The sequence below is a fragment of the [Borrelia] finlandensis genome (genome assembly GCF_000181875.2).
GTDB lineage: Bacteria > Spirochaetota > Spirochaetia > Borreliales > Borreliaceae > Borreliella > Borreliella finlandensis.
This window is the reverse complement of the sequence record NZ_ABJZ02000005.1, coordinates 421,525-446,772: the sequence shown is the minus strand read 5'-3', so window position 1 is coordinate 446,772 and position 25,248 is coordinate 421,525. Positions and strand designations below refer to the sequence as shown.

Here is a 25,248-nt window from a genome sequence, read left to right as displayed (position 1 = left end):
TTATAACCTGGTAAAATTTTGTGTTATAGGAGGTTCTGACAATATGGATGTAGTTTTTAAAATGATAGATATTCACCTTTTAGATATTGATAATGATCAGCCAAGGAAATCTGTTAGTCTTGTTGAATTAGAAGAACTAAGCATTTCTATAAAAGAAAATGGAATTTTGCAACCTTTAATTGTTTGCAAAGCAAATGATAGATATAAAATAATAGTAGGAGAAAGAAGGTTTAGGGCTGCTAAACTTATTAAGTTGACAAATATTCCTGTCATCGAGGTTGACATAAAAGAATCCTGTAGAGATTTTATGCCTTTGGTTGAAAATATTCAAAGAGAAAATTTTACTCCTGTTGAAGAGGCTTATGCCTATAAAAATGTAATGAATAAATATTCGTTAACTCAAAAGGATTTATCTGAAAAAATTGGTAAAAGTAGGACCTATATTTCAAATTTAGTTAGAATTTTAGATCTTGAGCAAGAAATATTAAATGCAGTACATAGAAAAGAAATTTCTTTTGGGCATGCTAAAGTTATTTTATCCTTAAAAGACAGGCAAGACAGGTATAATCTTTATTTAATGATACTTAAAAAAAATTTTTCTGTAAGAGATACAGAAAAATATGTTAAAAATTTTTCTAAATCCATAGTAAAAAAAAGAGAGCTGGAAGAAGATCCTTTTTTAAACAATATAAAAGAATTTCTATTTGATAAAATCCAAACAAAAATAGATATCAAAGGGAATCAAAATAAAGGTAAAATAGAGATAGAGTATTTTACTGCGGGTGATTTAAAAAGGATTGTTTCCTTTTTTGGGCATAGTAGCTAAATTGTTTTTATAATTTAAAGATTGTAAAATATCTTTTCTTAATTTTATGAGCATTTTTATTTCTAGGTATTTGTCACAATATTTTTTAAGCTTATTTTAAAATTGTTTAGTTTCTATAAAGAAATATTGGGCTTTAAAAAAAGGGCAAAGTTTATATTTTGTTATTTGTAGTTAAATTTAAAAGTAAAAAAAATTAATATTTAAAAAATGAACAATAAGAATATATTTATATATTCTTATTAGTGCAGCTGTAAATTTAAATAGAATTATTTTTAATATATTTTATTTTTTTCTTTATTTCTAAAATAGAATTTAAAAATAATTTTAAGTTTTCTTGTCTTAATTTGTTAAATTCGATATTTTTAAATTCTATTATATTTTTTAATATAAAATCTAATACTTCTTTTATGTCATTTTCATATTTTTCGTTTTTTTTAAGTAATGGTTTGCGCGTATCCTTTAAATCAAAACTTTTTTTATAAACAATTTTAAATTCTTTTAAAGAATTTATTTTGCCATTTAAAACTTCGGTTTTTAAAATAGGGGGACAAGATTTTTTAGATATTTCATATGATAATGATAAAGGTAATTTTTCTATAGTGAGCTGCTTGTCGGAATTTTCGACAAGCAGATTGTATCTTGATATTAAAGCGTAAACCTTGTCTTTTTTAAATCCCATGCTTTTGAACCACTGATAAAAAAGCCCGTTATATTGATTGTTTCCTTTTAATTTGTCTTGTGCGTCTTTAAGTATCTTTCCAATTTTTGTATAAGTGTTGTTGAAAATATTGAAAATTTCATATTGCTTTTTTTTTAAAAAATCAGAAATATCTTTATCTAGCTTATTGTAGTCAAAGTTTTTTCTTTCAATCGAAATAATTTCTTTTTTTTCAGTATTTTCTGAATTGTTTAAAGATGTTTCTAATTTTTTACCCATTAGAAACATTAAAGTTTCTAAATTGTCAGACATGGCTATTCCTTAATTTTGTTTATTATCTCTTTTGAGAGCTCTAAAAAATCTTTTGCAGCATTGCTTTCTTTTTCATATTCATATACAGGCATTTTTGCTTCTTGGGATTTTGAAATAGTTATATTTTTCCTTATTTTTGTATTTAAAAGTTTTTCTTTAAAAACTTTTTTTAGCGAGTTTACATATTTTTCTTTACTTTTGTTCCTTATGTCGTATTTGTTTATAAAAACACCCGCAATCTCTAAATTTTTATTTATTTGCTTTACAGTATTTATTGTATCTATTAGTTGATTTATGCCTTCAAATGCAAAAAATTCCGTTTCAATTGGTATTAACAAGTAATTGCTTGCAATAAGGGCATTTATAGTTAATATTGAAAGTGTGGGGGGGCAGTCGATAATAATAAAATCATATTTATCTTTTTCATACAGTGTTAATGCATTTTTTAAAAAATTTTCTCTTGAAAGTTCATTTATTAATTCTTTTTCAAGCAAAGCTAATTTAATACTAGAAGGAATTATGTCTAATCCAAAATGATTTAAGGGTTTGACCTTTATTTTTTTGTTAATAAGTTCATAGCTTGATTTTTCGGCTATATGCTCCGAGGTATTCGTGCCGCTAGTGGAGTTTCCTTGCGAATCAATATCTATTAGAAGAATTTTTTTATTAAGCAGGGTCATTGAATAAGAAATATTAATGGCGCTTGTGGTTTTTCCTACGCCCCCTTTTTGATTGATTACAGATATTATTTTCATATAAATTTTCTCTTTTTATTTGGTTTTGTTTTTATATTTTAAAACATAAATGATAAAAATAATAATATTTTAAATTAGTTTTTAAATATTTGATTATTTGACATGCATATTATTCTTTATTAAACTTTAAAATTTCTTGAATTAAGCCATTTTCTATAAAAAATTCCGATATTTTTTGTTTATTTTTTGTTTTGAATTTAATTGAAGTGTTTATTTTGTTTGAAAAGTTTGAGTCTATTATTTCTATTTCAAGTTTATTTTTCATTTTTAATAATGAATTGTATTGGTTGTAAGTTAAATTTAAGCTTAAAATTTCTAATTCTTCTTTTTCCATTGTGGATGTATTATTAATGACTTCTTTGGCAGACTTGTAATATGCTTTGATTAATCCCCCTCTACCAAGCAAAGTGCCTCCAAAATATCGCAATGTGATTATTAAAGTATCAGTTAAATTGTTATGTATTATGGCATCCAATGTAGGCTTTCCAGCTGTTAAATTAGGTTCTCGATCATCACTCATTCCATTTAGAAATGAGTTTTTGTTTCCGATTCTAAATCCATAAACTACATGAGTAGCATTTTTAAATTTTATTTTGTATTTTTTAATAGTTTTATTTATATCGTCTTTTTTTTCAATATTAAAAATATATGAAACAAAGATGGACTTCTTTATTTCAATTTTAGAATTACTATTGTTTTTTGGCACAAATATCATATAACGTAAGTATACTATCTTTTTAGATATTGCAGTATTTATTGTTTATGTATATTATTAATAGTGTTTGTTTTTATTATTGATTTTTATAAATATCCAGAAAAGAGGTAAAAATGATATCAGGCTTGAATCCAACATTAAGGTTGTTTAAAGATCATAAAATACTTTATTCTAATATGGAAAGAGGATTGAAGCCTCTTTTAGAAGTAGATAATTTTATCAATAAGTATATCCAGAATAAAGAAGGACTTGAAATTTATGATAAAGTTGTGGGCAAGGCAGCAGCCGTTATTATTTATAATATAGGGCTTCAAAATGTTCAAGCCGGGGTTGTTTCTCAACCTGCAAAGGATTTTTTAGAAAGTAGAGGAATAAAAGTGACTTATAAAAAATTGGTAGAAAAAATAAATGACAGGGCAGAAAGCTTGATTGAAAGCTTAGAAAATCCTGAAGAGGTTTATAAGTATATGATTAAAAGAGGTATTATAGTCAATAATTTATAAATTATGAAAATAATTGAGCCATATTTTAGCTAACTATGTGACTTTGAGTAGACAGTGATAATTAGGGCTATGTTGTATATTAATATTATTAAATTTCCCCAATTTAGGTAAAAATTGCTTTTGTCATAGTTAAAGATCCAAATTCCAGCATAAACACCTAAAAATCCTCCTATAGAAGATGTAAACATGATTAAATTGGGTTCAATTGTATGTTGATTAATTTTGCTTTGATTTTCTTTAACATCAGGCTGTTCGGTAAATTTGCTGTCAATAAAAATCATGGCAAAACCTGCAAGAGTAATGCATAGAAAATAGATCATAAATATTTTTCTAATTAATGCAAACATAAATTTTCCCTTTCTTTTAACTTTTTAATCATTAATACTTAATGATATAACTAAATATAATACAAAAGCAAGTATTTTGATAGACATATAAAATATGGCTTATGCCTTATTCTTGTATTTGGTGAGTAAAAGGTTTTAGATTTTTATCATTAAGAAAAATGCTTTTAATATATTTTATTCATTTTTGGTTTTGGAGGAATTAAAAGGAGCTGTGTTATATATTGTTGGTACGCCAATAGGCAATTTAGAAGATATTACCTATAGAGCAATTGATGTTTTAAAATCGGTAAATGTTATCTTTGCGGAAGATACGAGAGTCACTAGCAAACTTTTGTCTCGATATAAAATTAATAAAAAAATGATTTCTTGTAATGCCGTAACAGAAAGCAAAAAGATAAGCTTGCTATTGGATTATTTGGCAAAAGAAAATTCTGTTGCTTTTGTTAGCGATGCTGGTACTCCGGGGCTTAGTGATCCGGGTAGCTTATTAGTTGCTGCTGCTTTTAGAGGGGGATACAAGGTTTGTCCAATTCCTGGAGTAAGTTCTTTTAATACAATTGTAAGTGTTAATCCTTTTAGAGATAAATCAGTGTTTTTTGAGGGATTTTTGCCTAACAAAGGTCTTAAAAGATTTAAAAGAATTGCTGAGCTATATAAAAGGGGAGATGCTTTTGTTCTGCTTGAATCTGGTCATAGAATTTTGAAATTGCTTGTTGAAATTTCTTCTGTTAGTTTAGATGCAAAGGTTCTTATTGGTCGCGAGATGACAAAAATTTATGAAGAATATCAAATTGGCAAACCTTTAGAATTAAAAAAATATTTTGAATCGAGCAAGGAGAAGGTTAAAGGAGAGTTTACTATTCTAGTCAGCAGAAGTCGTTCATAATAAATGTTTTCTACTTAGATTTTAAAAATTTATTTATTCTTGATTTTACCCGATTGATTTATTGTGTTATACTTGAATTTTGATAGGGGTTTTTATGAAGATTTATTTAGCCTCTCCATTTTTTAAGGAAGAGGAAATTAAACTAAGGGATGAGGTTTTGAAATTTCTTGAAGAGTTTAATTTAGAAGTATTTTCTCCAGAGCATCATGCTGTCAAAAAGATGGGATTGCTTGAGAAGGTTGATTATAAGTTTGCAAATAGAGATATAAGGGAGAAGATAAGAGAAATAGATTTAAAAGAGTTAGTTAGTAGCGATATTGTTTTAGCCTTGGTTAATTATGTTGATTCTGGCACGGCTTATGAGAGAGGATTCGCCTTTGCCAAGAAAATACCAAGTATAGATTTTTTTAAAGATAAACAAGATTCTGATTTTTATAATTTAATGTATAGCGACTGTACTGCTGCTTTTTCCAATTACAAGGATCTTAGGGAAGGAATTTTAACCTTTAAAGAATTGTGGATTAAGTTTAAAGGAGATAATGAAAATTTCAGAACCTTTTTTGATTATTTAAAAGCTAAATTGGGAAATAAATTAAAAAAAATTTTTACAACTTTACCTGCTAATGAAAAGTGTGGCTGTTAATGCTTTTATTGCGGTTTATTAATAAAATTTATTTTTTTACATTTTATATTAATAAAAATAATGCAAAGGTATTGACAATATGATTCTTCTTTTGTTAAAGTATTAAAGGTTGAAATGATTATTGGAAGATGAGAGAAGGGAAGAGTTAAGTAAGGTTAAAAGCCAAAAGAATAAACAAAACCTGTTAATTTTTTTAAATAAAAAAATAAAATAACGAAGAGTTTGATCCTGGCTTAGAACTAACGCTGGCAGTGCGTCTTAAGCATGCAAGTCAAACGGGATGTAGCAATACATTCAGTGGCGAACGGGTGAGTAACGCGTGGATGATCTACCTATGAGATGGGGATAACTATTAGAAATAGTAGCTAATACCGAATAAGGTCAATTAATTTGTTAATTGATGAAAGGAAGCCTTTAAAGCTTCGCTTGTAGATGAGTCTGCGTCTTATTAGCTAGTTGGTAGGGTAAATGCCTACCAAGGCGATGATAAGTAACCGGCCTGAGAGGGTGAACGGTCACACTGGAACTGAGATACGGTCCAGACTCCTACGGGAGGCAGCAGCTAAGAATCTTCCGCAATGGGCGAAAGCCTGACGGAGCGACACTGCGTGAATGAAGAAGGTCGAAAGATTGTAAAATTCTTTTATAAATGAGGAATAAGCTTTGTAGGAAATGACAAAGTGATGACGTTAATTTATGAATAAGCCCCGGCTAATTACGTGCCAGCAGCCGCGGTAATACGTAAGGGGCGAGCGTTGTTCGGGATTATTGGGCGTAAAGGGTGAGTAGGCGGATATATAAGTCTATGCATAAAATACCACAGCTCAACTGTGGACCTATGTTGGAAACTATATGTCTAGAGTCTGATAGAGGAAGTTAGAATTTCTGGTGTAAGGGTGGAATCTGTTGATATCAGAAAGAATACCGGAGGCGAAGGCGAACTTCTGGGTCAAGACTGACGCTGAGTCACGAAAGCGTAGGGAGCAAACAGGATTAGATACCCTGGTAGTCTACGCTGTAAACGATGCACACTTGGTGTTAACTAAAAGTTAGTACCGAAGCTAACGTGTTAAGTGTGCCGCCTGGGGAGTATGCTCGCAAGAGTGAAACTCAAAGGAATTGACGGGGGCCCGCACAAGCGGTGGAGCATGTGGTTTAATTCGATGATACGCGAGGAACCTTACCAGGGCTTGACATATATAGGATATAGTTAGAGATAATTATTCCCCGTTTGGGGTCTATATACAGGTGCTGCATGGTTGTCGTCAGCTCGTGCTGTGAGGTGTTGGGTTAAGTCCCGCAACGAGCGCAACCCTTGTTATCTGTTACCAGCATGTAATGGTGGGGACTCAGATAAGACTGCCGGTGATAAGTCGGAGGAAGGTGAGGATGACGTCAAATCATCATGGCCCTTATGTCCTGGGCTACACACGTGCTACAATGGCCTGTACAAAGCGAAGCGAAACAGTGATGTGAAGCAAAACGCATAAAGCAGGTCTCAGTCCGGATTGAAGTCTGAAACTCGACTTCATGAAGTTGGAATCGCTAGTAATCGTATATCAGAATGATACGGTGAATACGTTCTCGGGCCTTGTACACACCGCCCGTCACACCACCCGAGTTGAGGATACCCGAAGCTATTATTCTAACCCGTAAGGGAGGAAGGTATTTAAGGTATGTTTAGTGAGGGGGGTGAAGTCGTAACAAGGTAGCCGTACTGGAAAGTGCGGCTGGATCACCTCCTTTCTAAGAGAAAGATAAACTAAGGCTAATTCCATTAACTCTTCCCTACTCTTTTCTTTTGATAAGAGAGTTTTTAAAACCAGTGTTATTTCTGTAAGTTTAAGAGAAGTTTATGTATTAAATTTTTTATTGTTGATATTAAATAGCTTTATTAGACTTAGACTTAATTTTAGGTCATTTTGGGGGTTTAGCTCAGTTGGCTAGAGCATCGGCTTTGCAAGCCGAGGGTCAAGGGTTCGAGTCCCTTAACCTCCATTGGGCTTATGCCCTAAATTGTAATTAAGTATGTTTTTAAGTAACTTTGTTAAAGTAATTGTTGGAATGTGAAACAGAGGAAGTTAAAATTTCTGGGTTAAGTTGGGATCTATTGATATTAATAAGAATGTCTAGAAGCGAAAGCAAGCTTTAGATAAAATCCAAAGTTGTTTCACTAAAGCACAAGGATCAAGCAGGATTATATTTTTCAGCAGCCTATTTTATAAACGATCTGCATTTAGTAAATAGTTTTTAGTTAGGAAATAATGTAGATTACTAAGTGTGATGTCTGAGAGAAGGACAAGTATTGTAGCGAGCCAAAGCCCTTGTTATCGTTGTCAGTATTTAGTGGTAGGGATTCGGATAAGACTGCCAGTTATAAGTTGAAGGAAGATAAGAGTTACATTAAATCGTCATCGCTCTTATGTTTTAGGTTACAAGTTTGCAGCAATAACCCAAAAAAGCTAAGCAAAATACTATAAAACAGATTTCAGTTTGGATTTGCCCGACACTCAGTGCTATAAAGTTGGAATCGTTAGTAATCTTATATTCCTTAATATAGAAATTGAATAAATTTTTGTCTTTCTTATTAATTATAGCTTAAAGCAGTACTGCCGCCCTTAAAACAATGGAATACATTGGGACCAGGATGAGTTGAACATCCGACCTCAGGTTTATCAGACCTGCGCTCTAACCACCTGAGCTATGATCCCCTAAGCATATCAATTCTTTACAAATTTTATTTAAATCTTATGATTTTGTCAATATCTCTTATATCTTTTCAAGATATAAGAGATATTGCATATAGTTTATAATTTTTTATATATTTGTCAATGTTCGATATTTTATATTTTAGATTAGCATTTTCATATAAGCTGATTTAAGTTAAACTAGTTCAACTTCTTAAATTTTTTTGATTTTTAATCAAAAAAATTTATTAACTAACCAAGAATTTATTAAAATATGTATTTATTGGGTGATTAAATGATTTTAGTTTTTATTTTTATTCTGGGCAATATGTTTTTATGTTTTACATGTGTGTTTTGGTAATTATTATTATTATCTTGTTTTAAAATTGAGTTTATGGATCGATATTTTTTTTTGCAAGATGCTACTACCGTTGCAAAGTTATTGCTTGGTAATTTGTTGATCAGAAAGATCGACAAAGAGGAAATAGTTACCAGAATTGTTGAAACGGAAGCTTATATGGGGATAAAAGATAGCGCTTGTCATTCTTATGGCGGCAAGATAACAAATCGCACGAATGCTATGTATAGAATAGGGGGATATTTTTATGTGTATATAATATATGGTATACATTATATGTTTAACGTTGTGACTTCAGATAAAAATAATCCTCAAGCTGTTTTAATCAGAAGTGTAGAGCCTATTTCTCCATTATTGGGAGAGAAAAGCATTTTTACTAATGGTCCTGGAAAACTTACAAAATTTTTAAACATTGATTTAACTTTTAATAAAGTTGATCTTATTGGGAATAATGAGCTTTTTTTACAAAGAGGTTTGAATCTAGATTTTAATATAGTTTGTTCAAAAAGAATTAATATTGATTATGCACAAGAGAGTGATATAAACAAGCTTTGGAGGTTTTATATCAAAGATAACAAATTTGTTTCAAGGCGTTGATTTTCATTTAATTATATTTTTTTAAAAATATAATATTATTAAATTTTATTATTTTATGCTTTAAGAATAATTTATTAAGAATAAATTATTTGTGATAGTATATCTTAAAAGAGAGATTTATATATGAATTCTAATTATAAAAGATATAAAATGCTGGTTTTTGACCTTGATGGCACTTTGTTGAATAATAACCATGAGATTGCCTTTTTAACCCTTGAGGTTTTTTTGGCTTTGAAGAAAGATTTTAAAATAATTATTGCAACCGGTAGAAGATTGAGTGAAGTTAAAAATATAAGGAGCCAATTAAAAGAAATTGGTATTAATGAAAATTATCTTGTAACGGCGAATGGGGCTGAAGTGTTTTTGCAAGAAAATTTAATTTTTAGATATGCAATGAATTATGACTTAGCAAAAGAAATTCTCAAGATACATACAGATAATGTTGATGTTAATCTTTATACTTTTGACACTTGGTATTCTAATGCAGATGTTAAAAGCCCCATTATGAAACATTTTATTAAGGATTTGGGCTTAAATGTTATTATTGGAGATTTGACTAAATTAAACGTTGATTCTGTTTCTAAGATTGTTTATTATTGTGACGATTTGGTAATTCTTAATAAACTTGACAATGAGATTAAAAGTAAAGATTTTCAGGACACAAGAGTGTTTTTTTCTTCTAAAGATTTATTAGAGGTTACCAATATTAATGCTAACAAATATAATGCTATTAAAAATATTGCTTTTCTTGAAAGCATTCCATTGTGTGATGTTTTAGCTTTTGGAGATAATAATAATGATTATGAAATGCTTAAAAATCTTGGTAAAGGGGTTTTAATGAAAAATGCCAATGAATTTCTTAAAATTAATTTAGCAAAGAATGAAATAACAAGATTTAGTAATAATGAGGATGGTGTTGCTAGGTTTTTAATTGATTTTTTTGAGCTTAATATTAAATATTAATAATTTATATTTAAATGTTTAATCCATTTAATTTATTTTTAGTAGGATTTTCTATTTAAAATATAAATTTTTTACTTATAATGTATTTTTGAAAATTTATTTATTAAAATATTGTAATAAGTATTGACATGGATTAAACAAAGATATATATTATTTTATGTTGCATAAACAAATTGGCAAAATAGAGATGGAAGATAAAAATATGGTCAAAGTAATAAGAGTCTATGGTGAATGCCTAGGAGCTTTAAGGCGAAGAAGGTCGTGGTAAGCTGCGAAAAGCTTGGGGGAGAAGCAAACATTTATTGATCCCAAGATTACCGAATGGAGTAATCCAGCTAGCAAGATGCTAGCTATCTATTATTTAGATAATAGAGGCGATACCAGGGGAAGTGAACCATCTAAGTACCCTGAGGAAAAGAAATCAAAGAGATTCCCTTAGTAGTGGCGAGCGAAAAGGGAGTAGCCCAAACTTTAAATGTGTCAAGCTGCAGAGCGTTGCATTTATGGGGTTGTAGGACGTTTAAGCTTAGTCTGTAATAAGCAAAAAAGTTACAAAATATTTATATAGAAGAATAATCTGGAAAGTTTAACCAAAGAAGGTGATAGTCCTGTAATTTAAATGTAAATATCTTTTTAAAATGTTCCTGAGTAGGACGAGGCACGAGAAACCTTGTTTGAAGCTGGGGAGACCACTCTCCAAGGCTAAATACTAGAAAGCTACCGATAGAGAAGAGTACCGTGAGGGAAAGGTGAAAAGAACCCCGGGAGGGGAGTGAAATAGAACTGAAACCGTAGACTTACAAGCAGTCAAAGCCGTAATTTATTGCGGTGATGGCGTGCCTTTTGCATAATGAACCTGCGAGTTATCATGTCTAGCAAGATTAAAGCATAGAAGTGCTGGAGTCGAAGCGAAAGCGAGTCTTAAAAGGGCGATTTAGTTAGATGTGGTAGACCCGAAGCCGAGTGATCTATTTATGGCCAGGCTGAAGCTTGGGTAAAACCAAGTGGAGGGCCGAACTCTAGTCTGTTTAAAAAGGCAGGGATGAGCTGTGAATAGGAGTGAAAGGCTAAACAAACTCGGAGATAGCTGGTTCTCCCCGAAATGGATTTAAGTTCAGCCTTATTTTAGTTTAATAGAGGTAGAGCACTAATTGAGCTAGGGCCTGTCAAAGGGTACCAAACTCAGTTAAACTCCGAATGCTATTAAATGATGAATAGGAGTGAGACTATGGGCGATAAGGTTCATAGTCGAGAGGGAAACAACCCAGACCAACAGCTAAGGTCTCAAAAATGTGTTAAGTGGAAAAGGAGGTTTAGGTACGTAAACAGCCAGGAGGTTGGCTTAGAAGCAGCCATACCTTTAAAGAGTGCGTAATAGCTCACTGGTCGAGTACTTAAGCGCCGATAATGTAACGGGGCTAAACACATTACCGAAGCTTTGGATCTTAACGAAAGTTAAGATGGTAGGGGAGCGTTCTGTAAGCCAGAGAAGTTAAGCTGGAAAGTTTGATGGAGGTATCAGAAGTGAGAATGCAGGTATGAGTAACGAAAAAATGGGTGAGATTCCCATTCGCCGAAAACCTAAGGTTTCCTGGGTAAAGGTCGTCTTCCCAGGGTTAGTCGGCCCCTAAGGCAAAGCTGAAAAGTGTAGTCGATGGGAAACGGGTTAATATTCCCGTACCTCTTATAGTTTCGATGGAGTGACGCATGAGGTTAACTACTGCTAGGCGATGGTTGTCCTAGTTTAAGCATTAAGGCGATGATCTTAATAGGAAAATCCGTTAAGAGAGCTAAGATGTGATAATGAGTGCTATTTAGGTAGCATGAAATGTAGGTAGTCAAGGTGCCAAGAAATAGCTTCTAAGGTTAGGCTATAAGGGACCGTACCGCAAACCGACACAGGTAGGTGGGATGAAAATTCTAAGGCGCGCGAGAGAATCCACGTTAAGGAACTCTGCAAAATACGTACGTAACTTCGGGATAAGTACGACCTAAGCAATTAGGTAGCATAAAAATGGTCCAAACGACTGTTTACCAAAAACACAGGTCTCTGCAAATCTGTAAAGAGAAGTATAGGGACTGACACCTGCCCGGTGCTGGAAGGTTAAGAGGAGATGTTAGTTTATGCGAAGCATTGAATTTAAGCCCCAGTAAACGGCGGCCGTAACTATAACGGTCCTAAGGTAGCGAAATTCCTTGTCGGGTAAGTTCCGACCCGCACGAATGGTGTAACGATTTGGACGCTGTCTCAACGTGGAGCTCGGTGAAATTGAAGTATCGGTGAAGATGCCGATTACTTGTGGTTAGACGGAAAGACCCCGTGAACCTTTACTATAGCTTGGTATTGAGATTTGATTAAATATGTGTAGGATAGGTGGGAGACTTTGAAGCTATCTCGTTAGGGGTAGTGGAGTCAATCTTGAAATACCACCCTTGTTTAATTAGGTTTCTAACTTATAGAAATATGAGGAGAGTGCCAGGTGGGTAGTTTGACTGGGGCGGTCGCCTCCTAAAGAGTAACGGAGGTGCGCAAAGGTTACCTTAGAGTGGTTGGAAATCACTCTGTAAGTGTAAAGGCATAAGGTAGCTTAACTGTAAGACTGACAAGTCGAACAGATACGAAAGTAGGTCTTAGTGATCTGGCGGTGGCAAGTGGAAGCGCCGTCACTTAACGAATAAAAGGTACTCCGGGGATAACAGGCTTATCCTTCCCAAGAGTTCACATCGACGGAAGGGTTTGGCACCTCGATGTCGGCTCATCGCATCCTAGGGCTGGAGCAGGTCCTAAGGGTATGGCTGTTCGCCATTTAAAGCGGTACGCGAGCTGGGTTCAGAACGTCGTGAGACAGTTTGGTCCCTATCTGCCACAAGCGTTGGATATTTGAGAGGAGCTATCTTTAGTACGAGAGGACCGAGATGGACGAACCTCTAGTGTACCAGTTATCCTGCCAAGGGTAAGTGCTGGGTAGCTACGTTCGGAAAGGATAACCGCTGAAAGCATCTAAGTGGGAAGCCTTCCTCAAGATGAGATATCCTTTAAGGGTCCTGGAAGAATACCAGGTTGATAGGTTAGAAGTGTAAGTATAGCAATATATTAAGCTGACTAATACTAATTACCCGTATCTTTGGCCATATTTTTGTCTTCCTTATAAAAACCCTGGTGGTTAAAGAAAAGAGGAAACACCTGTTATCATTCCGAACACAGAAGTTAAGCTCTTATTCGCTGATGGTACTGCGAGTTCGCGGGAGAGTAGGTTATTGCCAGGGTTTTTGTTTTTATGCTTTTAACTTTGATTTTATTTTTGCGTTTTTAAATATTAGTGTTTTTGAATGTGTTATTTAAATAACATAAAAAATGAAATATATATTGACATGTATTAAACAAAGATATATATTACTTTATGTTGCATAAACAAATTGGCAAAATAGAGATGGAAGATAAAAATATGGTCAAAGTAATAAGAGTCTATGGTGAATGCCTAGGAGCTTTAAGGCGAAGAAGGTCGTGGTAAGCTGCGAAAAGCTTGGGGGAGAAGCAAACATTTATTGATCCCAAGATTACCGAATGGAGTAATCCAGCTAGCAAGATGCTAGCTATCTATTATTTAGATAATAGAGGCGATACCAGGGGAAGTGAACCATCTAAGTACCCTGAGGAAAAGAAATCAAAGAGATTCCCTTAGTAGTGGCGAGCGAAAAGGGAGTAGCCCAAACTTTAAATGTGTCAAGCTGCAGAGCGTTGCATTTATGGGGTTGTAGGACGTTTAAGCTTAGTCTGTAATAAGCAAAAAAGTTACAAAATGTTTATATAGAAGAATAATCTGGAAAGTTTAACCAAAGAAGGTGATAGTCCTGTAATTTAAATGTAAATATCTTTTTAAAATGTTCCTGAGTAGGACGAGGCACGAGAAACCTTGTTTGAAGCTGGGGAGACCACTCTCCAAGGCTAAATACTAGAAAGCTACCGATAGAGAAGAGTACCGTGAGGGAAAGGTGAAAAGAACCCCGGGAGGGGAGTGAAATAGAACTGAAACCGTAGACTTACAAGCAGTCAAAGCCGTAATTTATTGCGGTGATGGCGTGCCTTTTGCATAATGAACCTGCGAGTTATCATGTCTAGCAAGATTAAAGCATAGAAGTGCTGGAGTCGAAGCGAAAGCGAGTCTTAAAAGGGCGATTTAGTTAGATGTGGTAGACCCGAAGCCGAGTGATCTATTTATGGCCAGGCTGAAGCTTGGGTAAAGCCAAGTGGAGGGCCGAACTCTAGTCTGTTTAAAAAGGCAGGGATGAGCTGTGAATAGGAGTGAAAGGCTAAACAAACTCGGAGATAGCTGGTTCTCCCCGAAATGGATTTAAGTTCAGCCTTATTTTAGTTTAATAGAGGTAGAGCACTAATTGAGCTAGGGCCTGTCAAAGGGTACCAAACTCAGTTAAACTCCGAATGCTATTAAATGATGAATAGGAGTGAGACTATGGGCGATAAGGTTCATAGTCGAGAGGGAAACAACCCAGACCAACAGCTAAGGTCTCAAAAATGTGTTAAGTGGAAAAGGAGGTTTAGGTACGTAAACAGCCAGGAGGTTGGCTTAGAAGCAGCCATACCTTTAAAGAGTGCGTAATAGCTCACTGGTCGAGTACTTAAGCGCCGATAATGTAACGGGGCTAAACACATTACCGAAGCTTTGGATCTTAACGAAAGTTAAGATGGTAGGGGAGCGTTCTGTAAGCCAGAGAAGTTAAGCTGGAAAGTTTGATGGAGGTATCAGAAGTGAGAATGCAGGTATGAGTAACGAAAAAATGGGTGAGATTCCCATTCGCCGAAAACCTAAGGTTTCCTGGGTAAAGGTCGTCTTCCCAGGGTTAGTCGGCCCCTAAGGCAAAGCTGAAAAGTGTAGTCGATGGGAAACGGGTTAATATTCCCGTACCTCTTATAGTTTCGATGGAGTGACGCATGAGGTTAACTACTGCTAGGCGATGGTTGTCCTAGTTTAAGCATTAAGGCGATGATCTTAATAGGAAAATCCGTTAAGAGAGCTAAGATGTGATAATGAGTGCTATTTAGGTAGCATGAAATGTAGGTAGTCAAGGTGCCAAGAAATAGCTTCTAAGGTTAGGCTATAAGGGACCGTACCGCAAACCGACACAGGTAGGTGGGATGAAAATTCTAAGGCGCGCGAGAGAATCCACGTTAAGGAACTCTGCAAAATACGTACGTAACTTCGGGATAAGTACGACCTAAGCAATTAGGTAGCATAAAAATGGTCCAAACGACTGTTTACCAAAAACACAGGTCTCTGCAAATCTGTAAAGAGAAGTATAGGGACTGACACCTGCCCGGTGCTGGAAGGTTAAGAGGAGATGTTAGTTTATGCGAAGCATTGAATTTAAGCCCCAGTAAACGGCGGCCGTAACTATAACGGTCCTAAGGTAGCGAAATTCCTTGTCGGGTAAGTTCCGACCCGCACGAATGGTGTAACGATTTGGACGCTGTCTCAACGTGGAGCTCGGTGAAATTGAAGTATCGGTGAAGATGCCGATTACTTGTGGTTAGACGGAAAGACCCCGTGAACCTTTACTATAGCTTGGTATTGAGATTTGATTAAATATGTGTAGGATAGGTGGGAGACTTTGAAGCTATCTCGTTAGGGGTAGTGGAGTCAATCTTGAAATACCACCCTTGTTTAATTAGGTTTCTAACTTATAGAAATATGAGGAGAGTGCCAGGTGGGTAGTTTGACTGGGGCGGTCGCCTCCTAAAGAGTAACGGAGGTGCGCAAAGGTTACCTTAGAGTGGTTGGAAATCACTCTGTAAGTGTAAAGGCATAAGGTAGCTTAACTGTAAGACTGACAAGTCGAACAGATACGAAAGTAGGTCTTAGTGATCTGGCGGTGGCAAGTGGAAGCGCCGTCACTTAACGAATAAAAGGTACTCCGGGGATAACAGGCTTATCCTTCCCAAGAGTTCACATCGACGGAAGGGTTTGGCACCTCGATGTCGGCTCATCGCATCCTAGGGCTGGAGCAGGTCCTAAGGGTATGGCTGTTCGCCATTTAAAGCGGTACGCGAGCTGGGTTCAGAACGTCGTGAGACAGTTTGGTCCCTATCTGCCACAAGCGTTGGATATTTGAGAGGAGCTATCTTTAGTACGAGAGGACCGAGATGGACGAACCTCTAGTGTACCAGTTATCCTGCCAAGGGTAAGTGCTGGGTAGCTACGTTCGGAAAGGATAACCGCTGAAAGCATCTAAGTGGGAAGCCTTCCTCAAGATGAGATATCCTTTAAGGGTCCTGGAAGAATACCAGGTCGATAGGTTAGAAGTGTAAGTATAGTAATATATTAAGCTGACTAATACTAATTACCCATATCTTTGGCCATATTTTTGTCTTCCTTGTAAAAACCCTGGTGGTTAAAGAAAAGAGGAAACACCTGTTATCATTCCGAACACAGAAGTTAAGCTCTTATTCGCTGATGGTACTGCGAGTTCGCGGGAGAGTAAGTTATTGCCAGGGTTTTTATTTTTATGCTTTAAATCTTAAATTTATTATGTATATTTGTTTTTACACAGTGATAAAACTATTGTATTTTAATAAGGGAATTTTAAAATAACATGAAAAAAGCAAACTTTTTAAGTACTAATTTTTTAATTTTACTTTTGGTTTGTTTTGTCAACGTCAATTTATTTTCTAAGGATATTTTCAAGTTTAAGCTTGTAGATCAGTTTTTTCCTTTTTACTACAAGAATAATAAAGGAGAATATGAAGGGCTTATTTTTTCTATTTTAGATAAATGGGCAAAAGATAATAATGCTGATATTAGGGTTGAACATATTGATAATTTAAATGAAAGTGAAATTGAAGACGAAGCAATATATTTAGGATTGACTTATAATGCAAAATTAAATGATTTTTTTTATTTTAAAAGTGAGCTTGCTAGGAGTATTTCAATTTTATTTTTTAAAAACTCTAATAAAAAATATAAAAATACTCATTCAACATTTTTGTCCAATTTTAATATAGGAGTTATTAAAAATACAATATATGAAGATATCTTAAGGTTAAAAAGCGTTAACACCATTTTTTTGGCTGATAATTCTCAAGATTTAGTATTAGCTTTAAAAAACGATAAAGTTGATTATATATATGGTGATTGCAAGACTTTACATTATATTGCAAATCATTTTTTAAGCGAAGATCTTGTGATTTTTACTGGGGATGTTTTTTATAGTATCAAAAATAGAGTAGCTATTAGTAGAAATGCTCCTGAGATAGTAAAGAATTTGAATTTAGATTTGTTTTCATATTTAATGAAAATGCCTGAGGAACTTGTTTTTTCTTTTTTAGATAGCAATGCTAAGGGAAGTTTTGTTGATGTTGGTTTATATAATGATTATCCTCCTTTAAGTTTTATTAATTCACAGGGGAAATTGTCTGGCATTTTAGTGGATTTATGGAATCTTCTCTCAAGACAACATATCTTTAAACCTATTTTTAAGGGATTTTCCAAAGAGGATATTAAGAAATCATTAGATGGAAAATCAGTAGGTATTTTTGGAGGAATTATTAGCAATGATAGTGTATTGGAAAATGTTAATTATGTAGTAAGTAAGCCAATATATCCTCTTAATTTTAAATTTTATTCTAAAGACCTAAGCAATGATGCTGGTCCAATAAATTCTCAGTTTATTGATTTTAATTTTAATAATATTCAATTAAACAAGAATAAAGATATTGTTAACAACTTTATAGATATTGTTAATAATTCATATGGGTTTATAGAAAATTCAATAACAACAAAATATTTATTAAAATTAAATGGATATAACGGTAGATTAAAATCTTACGATTCGATTTTTAATAAAAATAGGTTTTTAGTATTAGCTATTGATAATAGGATTTATAAGGTTATTAAATATATTCTCAATTCTATATTTGATGATATTTCATTTGAATCTTTGCTTCAAATAGATAAAAATTGGTTGGATAAAGAAGAGATTAATAGTTCTAGAATAAATAGTTATAAAATTATGAATAAGGTTAAATTTAATATAGAAGAAAAAATTTGGTTATCAAAAAATAATAAATTAAATCTTGCTGTTAAAAATTGGTATCCAATAGATTATGTTGAAGCAAATAATTATAAAGGAATAAATCAATTTTTGCTTGATAAGATTAGAATGTTTTCAGGTTTGGGATTTAACGTAATTAAAGCACACAGCAGTTTAGATCTTAAAAAATTAATCAAATCTGGAAAAATCGATATGCTAAGTACTAATGCAACCGATTCAAATTTAGATAATGTTTTCAACATAAAATTAAATTCTCGAATTCCACTTTATATTTTTTCAAATAAGAAAAGGGTGCTTCCATCTAGATCTTTAGAAAAGTTTGCTATACCTGATTTCTTATATAGTAAAAATTTGGCTTCTAATATTAAATCAAAGCTTATTCTGGTAAGCAGCTTTAAAGAAGCTTTGCTTCTTCTTTATAAGGGAAAGGTAGATGGGATTATTAGCGATGAGTATACAGCTGCTGCTGTTTTTGAGGAATTAAATATTGATGATGTTGAAAAAATTCCTACTTTTAGAGATTTGGCTTTTGATTTGAGTCTTGCTATTTATAATCAGGATTATATCTTGAAAGAAATTATTCAAAAAGTTGTTATGCGTTCAAATGTTGACGGTCAGATGTATTTAAATGATTGGAAATTTGATATTTATTATAAATCCAAAAGTATCAGGTTTAAAAATTTCAAATTTTTAGTGATAACATTCATTATATTTTATTTTACTTTTTTAGGATTTGTAATTATATTTATGTCCAGATTATCATTTGAGCAGAAAAGAAGATATTCTTTTGTGATGAATGAAAAAAAGATTGCGGAAGCTGCTAATGCTGCTAAAACCATTTTTATAGCCAATGTCAGTCATGATATTCGTACCCCTATTAACGGAATAATGGCGGCTACTGAGCTTTTGGATACAACTATTCTTACAGATGTTCAAAAAGATTATGTTAGGATGATAAATTATTCATCTGATTCTTTGCTTTCTTTAATTGATGATATATTGTATTTGTCTAAAATAGATGTCAATGAATTATATGTTGAGAGTCAAGAGATTGATTTAGAGAATGAAATGGAAATGGTTTTAAAAGCTTTTCAATCTCAATGTGCAAAGAAAAATATTGATTTATTCTCTTATTCCAAATCTATTTTTAAGAATTATATAAAGGGTGATATTGTAAAAATTAAACAAGTTTTAATTAATTTAATAGGAAATGCTTTTAAGTTTACAGATGATGGTGTTATTGTTTTAAACTATGAAGAAGTATGTAGGACAAGAACTAATGGTAATAGGGTTTTAGTTACAGTTGAATTTAAGGTAATAGATACAGGCAAGGGGATTGAAAAAGAAAATTTTTCCAAGATATTTGAAATATTCAAACAAGAGGATGATTCTTCTTCAAGGGTTCATGAGGGTGCAGGATTGGGATTGTCAATATCTAGAGAGCTTGTAAGACTAATGGGTGGTCTTGGCATTGCTGTTGATAGTAAGGTGGGAGAGGGCACAACTTTTTCATTTATGTTGCCCTTTTTATTGGGTAGTGAGCTTAAAAGTAAAAAATTGTCAATCAATAGATTTCAGATAAATAGTGATAATAAAGTATTAAATGTGCTTTTAAGTCAAAAATCTATTAAAATTTTTGAGCGCTGTTCGATTTTATTGGGATGCTCTTCTAATGTGCGCTATGTAGCGTCTTTTGAGGATGCTTATAAAGTCTTCAAGAAATACCCTTCTTATAATTTTGTTTATGTAAATGTAAATAACGATAATATTCAGGAGGGTATTCGATTTGCCAATAATATTGAAAGACTAAATTCTGATGTACAAATTATTTTTTTATTTTATTATTTAGATAATAAAGCTCTAAAAAATTTAAAATATGGTTATGTTAAAAAGCCTTTAATGGGACTTGGTATATGCTCTATTCTTTATAAAAAAGAGTTTAACCCAGAAATGGATTTTGAGGATTTGGTTCCAATAGATAGTGCTTTAAGGATAAAAGAGCCCATTAATGTTTTAATAGCTGAAGATAATCAGGTAAATCAAAAAGTGTTGAAAGATATTCTTGTTGTAATCGGCATTAATGAAAATTTTATTGATGTTGTAGATGATGGAGTAAAGGCTTTAAAATCTTTAAAAGATAAAAAATATGCTATCTCTTTTATTGATATACGAATGCCAAGATATGATGGATTTTCGGTGGCTAAGGAAATTAGAAAATTTGAAAAGGCAAAGAATTTAAAGCCTTGTGTTTTGGTTGCTGTAACAGCGCATGCTTTGCAAGAGTATAAAGATAAGTGTTTTGCAAGTGGTATGAATGATTGCATCTCAAAACCAATACACATAAGTTCAATTAAAACTATATTAAAAAAATACTTACAGTTTGAAGTTGATGATATTGGGGAGAATGAAGATTTGAATCAACCTGTTAAGTTTCCTAATTTAGATGTTAATAGGGCTTTAAAAGAATTAAATCTTTCATATGCATCATATTCTGAATTATGTAGAGGGCTTGTTGATTTTATCTCTATTAATATTATTGATTTGGAAAAAGCTTTTGATGAGGAAAATTTGTCTTTAATTAAGGATATATCTCATTCAATATCCGGAGCTCTTTCTAATATGCGTAGCGAATTATATAAAGATTTTCAAAAAATTGAAACAAGTGAAGATTCAATTTCTGAGTTGAAAAAAATGTATTCTTTTGTAAAAGATGATTTATTTCGACTAATAAGCGACATAAAGGAAAATATTTTGTTTGAGTCTGAGATTGTTAGTGAGAACAAGCTATGCTTTAAAAATAATGATCAATTTTTAAACCTTCTCCATAAACTTTTAATTGGTATTAAGACTAGAAAGCCAAGAGAATACAAAGAAATTCTTGAGAACATTGACAAGTATGTTTTAGACGATAATATTCAGGTGTTATTTAGTGATCTTCGCAGAAATTTAAGATTGTATAGATTTGCTGAGAGCTCTAAGATTCTTGAAGAGATTATTGAAATGCTTAATAATAAGAGATATTAGCAGTGGAAATGATAATTAAAGATAAAGCTTTTGAAGCAGAGAATCAGAAGCTTTTAATTGTGGATGATTCTCCCAACAATTTAGATTTATTGGTAAATATATTGCAAGGTGCTTACGAGATTGAGGTTGCAACAAATGGACTTGATGCTTTAAAACAAGTTGAAAAAGATAGTCCTGATCTTGTACTTCTTGACGTAGGTCTTCCAGATATTAATGGTTATGAGGTATGCAGAAAGCTAAAAAGCGATCCTGATACTAAAGAGATTCCTGTAATTTTCATTAGTTCAAGAAGTTCCACAGATGCCCAACTTGAAGGATTTAACGTTGGTGGAGTAGATTATATTTTAAAGCCTTTTAATAGTCGAATAATTGATGCTAGAGTTAAGACGCATCTTGAATTAAAAAGGTTAAGAGATTATTTTAAAAGCTTGTCTAGAATTGATGGGCTTACTCAAATTCCAAACAGAAGATTTTTTATGGATAAATTTTCTAAGTCGTGGATGAAAGCTTTAGAAAGTAAAGAAATAATAATTGTTGGGATGTTAGATATTGATAATTTTAAAAATTACAATGATAATTATGGCCATACCAATGGTGATGAATGTCTTAAATTGATTGCTAAAGCCTTATATAAGGTTTCCTTAAAATATAAAATAGATGTTGCTCGATATGGAGGAGAAGAATTTATTTTTTTTTCTGTCAACAAAAGTCTAAATGAAATGATTAGCATTATTAAAACAATGATTAATGATATAAAACGCTTAAGAATAGTTCATGAGCACAGTAGCGTTTCCAGCATTGTTACTGTTTCAATTGGGCTTGCTCAAGAAGTTCCTATTGATAACAATTTTACTAATATCATAAAGCTTGCTGATCGCAAGCTTTATGAGGCTAAAGTTTCTGGAAGAAATCAGTTTAGATATTAAATTTATATTTAATAGACTTTAGTATTTATAAGTTATAGACATTCCAATAGAATCGTAATAAAAATAAGAATTGCCAGTTGCTATTCTTTTTGAAATATCAGCCAGTCCGGCTGTGTTACTTGTGTATGTGGGATTTGTAGATAATTTAAATTGAAGGCCAAGTGTTAAAGGTTTGATAATTTCAAAATTAGCAACAATAGAAATGTTGTGATAAAAAATATCACTTCCCCAGCCTTTGTTTTTCCAAGAGCTTATGTTTCTTTCTTTGCCAATTTGTGTTTTTCCTTCATAAAGTATGCCAATGGTGTTAAGAGGTATTGGCATTTTGTAAGCCAAAAGAGCGTAGGGTTTTATTAGCATGCCATTTATATTTTTACCATCATCTGCTTTATATTTCCAAAGTTGATCTTTTTTTGCATGGGGATTGATTAAGTATGTAAAATCATTTCCAATAACTGTAATAATGTGTGTCCATTCTCCTTGAAAAATAGCGTTTAGGTCAAATTGAAATCGCCCCCCTACTGTTATTTCTGAATAAAATTCAACAGCATTTGAATATTTCCCATTTTCAATGTGTACGCCTACTCCTTTAAATCCAAAAGCTTGCCAACCTATGCCAAGTTCATTTGATGCATATAAATTTAAAAAAGCAGTAGGAGTAAAGCTTACTGTGCTTTTAAATGAGACAATTACAGGAGACAATCCAATATTTAAATCTATGTCTATACCATTATTTTTAAAAAATATAGAATTGGGATTGTTTAAAGCTTTAAAATTTTTATAGTAGCCCAAATATGATATTAGTTTTATCCCTCCCCAATAATTGACTGGAATTTTTAAACTTGGGTCAATATTTTGGAAGTTAGGATGTTTAAAGCTTTGTGAAAAGCCATTTCCATTTGTACCCAGCTCGTGGGGAGGATAATAAGCAGATTGAAAATTAAAATAAAAATATTCATTATTAAATTCTAAGTTCTGTTGATCTTGGGAAAGAATTATTTTTGCTTGCAAAAGTAACAAGCAAAAGCAAATTTTTTTTATTAACATTTTATTTAAAATACCTTTTCCATTTAATTTTTTTTTAACATTATTTTAATTATCTTTTTTTTTATTTCATCAATTTTAACAGATGCATCAACATTGTTAAGTCTAGAGCATTTTGAGTAAAATTCTATTAGCGGTTTTGTTTGTAATTTATATTCTTTGAGTCTTGTTTTTAAGCATTCTTCTTTATCATCTTCTCGTTGATAAAGATCTCCTCCGCAAACGTCGCAAATACCATTTTTTTTTGTTGCTAGGGTATATATATTGAAAATATTATTGCAAGATTTGCAAATTCTTCTTCCCGAGAGTCTTTTTATCACTAACTCTTCATCAATTAAAAAGTTTATTATTTTTACATTTGGCAAAAATTTGTCAAGAGCTTCGGCTTGACAAATATTGCGCGGAAATCCATCTAAAATAAAATCCTTGTTCTTTTTAATAGCTTTAATTTTATCTTCTACTATTTTGATTGTAATTAGGTCGGGGACCAGTTCTCCCCTTTCAACAATTTTTTTTATTTCTTGCCCAAGAGCCGTAGAATTTAAAATATTTTCTCTAAATAAGTCTCCTGTTGAAATGTGTTGATATTTAAATTCATTAGAAATAATTTTTGAAATAGTCCCCTTTCCAGAACCTGGAGGACCTAAAAATACAAGTCCCATATATACTCCTGTTTAAATATTTGTTATTTTAAGGGTTTATTTGAAAACATTTAATAAAAATTTAAGTCCTACAATTGTTCCAATTGTAGATCCAAGGTTTACAAAAAGCACTATTAATAGAATTCTTGTAACTTTGTTTTTGAAATATCCTTTTATTGTCGACAATTCTTCTTGTAGATTTTCAAAATCTTTGACTTTTGGTTTGTTTATGTAAGCTTCAACAAGCCCTGCTACCATACCTGTTCCTATGAATGGTATTAAAGAGAATATTGGAGAACCTATAATAGCTGTTAAAATTGTTAAGGGATGAGATTTTAGTAAAATCGATGCGATGCCTGAAAAAAGAGAGTTAGATATTATCCAAAGCTTTAAATTTTTGTAAGCAAAGTCAAATCCTTTAAAGTAAAAAGAGCTTACTATTAGTAAAATGATTGAAATTGCAATCAAGCAAGATAGCACTTTGCTAAATGAAAAATGTTTTTTGGGTATTTTCTCAAGTTCTTCAACGTTTATTATTTTTTTATTTTGACTTATTTCTTTTAAAGTTCTCATTATTCCGCTTACATGACCTGCACCCACAACAGCAAGAATAATGCCTGTTCCTTCAAGTATTTTGTTTGTAATGAATTCGTCTCTTTCGTCAATTAAAACTTTTTTTACTTTGGGTATTTCTTTGGAAAGTTCTTCCATTATTTTTGAAAGAGCGTCCTGTTCTTTGAGTTTTTCAATTTCATCTTTTGTAATTTTTGCATCTGTTAGGGAAAAAAGGCTTGAGATTATTTTTACTTTTTCAAATATTGGAATAGATATCCAAGCTCTTTTTAGTGTTGTTTCAATTTTTCTGTCAGCAAGAATTAGTGGAATATTATGTTTTTTAGCTTTTAAAATGGCTGTTTTCATTTCTTCACCAGGTTTTATTCCCTGTTCTTTTGCTAATTTTTTTTGAAAATTACTAAGAATTATGTTTATTATGAGAAAGAAAGCTTTTCCTTGTTTTAATGCTTTATCTATATCTAAGTTTCTCCATTTTTCATTTTCATTGGTATTTAAGATCGAATGATAGCGAGCTTCATCAAGTTCAACGGCAATATAGTCTGGTTTTAAGATTTCTATTAAATTTGCAGTATCTTCTGAGCTTTTTTTTGACACGTGAGCAGTTCCGAGTATATATATTGTTTTATTGTGTATATTAAATTTACTTACATGAGAAAAACAGTCTTCTGTTTCGGTGTTTTCTTTTTTATTGTCCAAAAAATATTCCTTGTTTAAAAAAAT

Annotated in this window: 15 protein-coding genes, 2 tRNA genes and 5 rRNA genes; 14 read left to right on the top strand and 8 right to left on the bottom strand. The window is 32.3% G+C overall.

The window, feature by feature from the left end; all coding sequences use genetic code 11:
- Positions 1 to 43 precede the first annotated feature (43 nt).
- The gene (locus BSV1_RS03355; RefSeq protein ID WP_008882324.1) at positions 44 to 826 is read left to right on the top strand and encodes a ParB/RepB/Spo0J family partition protein; all 783 of its coding nucleotides are present in this window, start codon (positions 44 to 46) and stop codon (positions 824 to 826) included.
- A gap of 256 nt (positions 827 to 1,082) precedes the next feature.
- On the opposite strand, the gene BSV1_RS03350 is transcribed toward BSV1_RS03355, so the two are convergent.
- From BSV1_RS03350 to BSV1_RS03340, 3 genes are all read right to left on the bottom strand, one after another.
- Entirely contained in the window at positions 1,083 to 1,796 is a 714-nt protein-coding gene (locus BSV1_RS03350) for a hypothetical protein (RefSeq protein ID WP_008882791.1), read from the bottom strand.
- A gap of 2 nt (positions 1,797 to 1,798) precedes the next feature.
- Positions 1,799 to 2,551: a ParA family protein gene (locus tag BSV1_RS03345; RefSeq protein WP_008882488.1), complete on the bottom strand. Its 753-nt coding sequence runs from the start codon at positions 2,549 to 2,551 to the stop codon at positions 1,799 to 1,801.
- Between the two features lie 109 nt (positions 2,552 to 2,660).
- Entirely contained in the window at positions 2,661 to 3,266 is a 606-nt protein-coding gene (locus tag BSV1_RS03340) for a YigZ family protein (protein ID WP_008882425.1), read from the bottom strand.
- Between the two features lie 113 nt (positions 3,267 to 3,379).
- On the opposite strand from BSV1_RS03340, the gene BSV1_RS03335 reads away from it, so the two are divergent.
- Positions 3,380 to 3,769 (top strand): DUF1893 domain-containing protein, encoded by a 390-nt coding sequence (locus BSV1_RS03335; RefSeq protein WP_008882668.1) that lies wholly within the window; start codon positions 3,380 to 3,382, stop codon positions 3,767 to 3,769.
- Between the two features lie 29 nt (positions 3,770 to 3,798).
- Here BSV1_RS03335 and BSV1_RS03330 read toward each other — a convergent pair whose 3' ends face one another.
- Positions 3,799 to 4,116: a hypothetical protein gene (locus tag BSV1_RS03330; RefSeq protein ID WP_039949549.1), complete on the bottom strand. Its 318-nt coding sequence runs from the start codon at positions 4,114 to 4,116 to the stop codon at positions 3,799 to 3,801.
- Positions 4,117 to 4,327: 211 nt separating this feature from the next.
- On the opposite strand from BSV1_RS03330, the gene rsmI reads away from it, so the two are divergent.
- The 4 genes from rsmI (at position 4,328) to BSV1_RS03310 (ending at position 7,643) form a co-directional block, all read left to right on the top strand.
- Entirely contained in the window at positions 4,328 to 5,002 is a 675-nt protein-coding gene (gene rsmI, locus BSV1_RS03325; protein ID WP_039949603.1) for a 16S rRNA (cytidine(1402)-2'-O)-methyltransferase, read from the top strand.
- Positions 5,003 to 5,096: 94 nt separating this feature from the next.
- Entirely contained in the window at positions 5,097 to 5,645 is a 549-nt protein-coding gene (locus tag BSV1_RS03320; RefSeq protein WP_008882723.1) for a 2'-deoxyribosyltransferase, read from the top strand.
- 210 nt (positions 5,646 to 5,855) lie between these two features.
- A 16S ribosomal RNA gene (locus tag BSV1_RS03315) occupies positions 5,856 to 7,391 on the top strand.
- A gap of 178 nt (positions 7,392 to 7,569) precedes the next feature.
- A tRNA-Ala gene (locus BSV1_RS03310) sits at positions 7,570 to 7,643 on the top strand.
- A 639-nt stretch (positions 7,644 to 8,282) separates the two neighbouring features.
- On the opposite strand, the gene BSV1_RS03305 is transcribed toward BSV1_RS03310, so the two are convergent.
- Positions 8,283 to 8,356: transfer RNA gene (locus tag BSV1_RS03305), tRNA-Ile, on the bottom strand.
- A gap of 370 nt (positions 8,357 to 8,726) precedes the next feature.
- Between BSV1_RS03305 and BSV1_RS03300 the strand changes: the two genes are divergently transcribed.
- The 8 genes from BSV1_RS03300 (at position 8,727) to rrp1 (ending at position 22,267) form a co-directional block, all read left to right on the top strand.
- On the top strand, positions 8,727 to 9,287 hold the full coding sequence (locus BSV1_RS03300; protein ID WP_008882420.1) for a DNA-3-methyladenine glycosylase: 561 nt from the start codon (positions 8,727 to 8,729) through the stop codon (positions 9,285 to 9,287).
- A gap of 123 nt (positions 9,288 to 9,410) precedes the next feature.
- Positions 9,411 to 10,250 carry a Cof-type HAD-IIB family hydrolase gene (locus tag BSV1_RS03295; protein WP_008882818.1) on the top strand — a complete coding sequence of 280 codons (840 nt, stop codon included), beginning with the start codon at positions 9,411 to 9,413 and terminating at the stop codon, positions 10,248 to 10,250.
- Positions 10,251 to 10,454: 204 nt separating this feature from the next.
- Positions 10,455 to 13,383 (top strand): 23S ribosomal RNA (locus BSV1_RS03290).
- 23 nt (positions 13,384 to 13,406) lie between these two features.
- Positions 13,407 to 13,517: ribosomal RNA gene (gene rrf, locus BSV1_RS03285) — 5S ribosomal RNA — on the top strand.
- Between the two features lie 181 nt (positions 13,518 to 13,698).
- Positions 13,699 to 16,627: ribosomal RNA gene (locus tag BSV1_RS03280) — 23S ribosomal RNA — on the top strand.
- 23 nt (positions 16,628 to 16,650) lie between these two features.
- A 5S ribosomal RNA gene (gene rrf, locus BSV1_RS03275) occupies positions 16,651 to 16,761 on the top strand.
- Positions 16,762 to 16,859: 98 nt separating this feature from the next.
- The gene (locus tag BSV1_RS03270) at positions 16,860 to 21,341 is read left to right on the top strand and encodes an ATP-binding protein (protein WP_008882560.1); all 4,482 of its coding nucleotides are present in this window, start codon (positions 16,860 to 16,862) and stop codon (positions 21,339 to 21,341) included.
- Between the two features lie 2 nt (positions 21,342 to 21,343).
- Positions 21,344 to 22,267, top strand: a complete 924-nt coding sequence (rrp1, locus tag BSV1_RS03265) for a cyclic-di-GMP-producing response regulator Rrp1 (RefSeq protein WP_008882640.1) — start codon at positions 21,344 to 21,346, stop codon at positions 22,265 to 22,267.
- A gap of 18 nt (positions 22,268 to 22,285) precedes the next feature.
- On the opposite strand, the gene BSV1_RS03260 is transcribed toward rrp1, so the two are convergent.
- Genes BSV1_RS03260 through BSV1_RS03250 form a run of 3 tightly spaced genes read right to left on the bottom strand, consistent with a single transcriptional unit; the run spans position 22,286 to position 25,224 of the window.
- Positions 22,286 to 23,314, bottom strand: a complete 1,029-nt coding sequence (locus BSV1_RS03260; protein WP_008882460.1) for a hypothetical protein — start codon at positions 23,312 to 23,314, stop codon at positions 22,286 to 22,288.
- Positions 23,315 to 23,337: 23 nt separating this feature from the next.
- Positions 23,338 to 23,973, bottom strand: a complete 636-nt coding sequence (locus tag BSV1_RS03255) for an adenylate kinase (protein WP_002658927.1) — start codon at positions 23,971 to 23,973, stop codon at positions 23,338 to 23,340.
- A 36-nt stretch (positions 23,974 to 24,009) separates the two neighbouring features.
- Positions 24,010 to 25,224 carry a TraB/GumN family protein gene (locus BSV1_RS03250; RefSeq protein WP_008882820.1) on the bottom strand — a complete coding sequence of 405 codons (1,215 nt, stop codon included), beginning with the start codon at positions 25,222 to 25,224 and terminating at the stop codon, positions 24,010 to 24,012.
- Positions 25,225 to 25,248 lie beyond the last annotated feature (24 nt).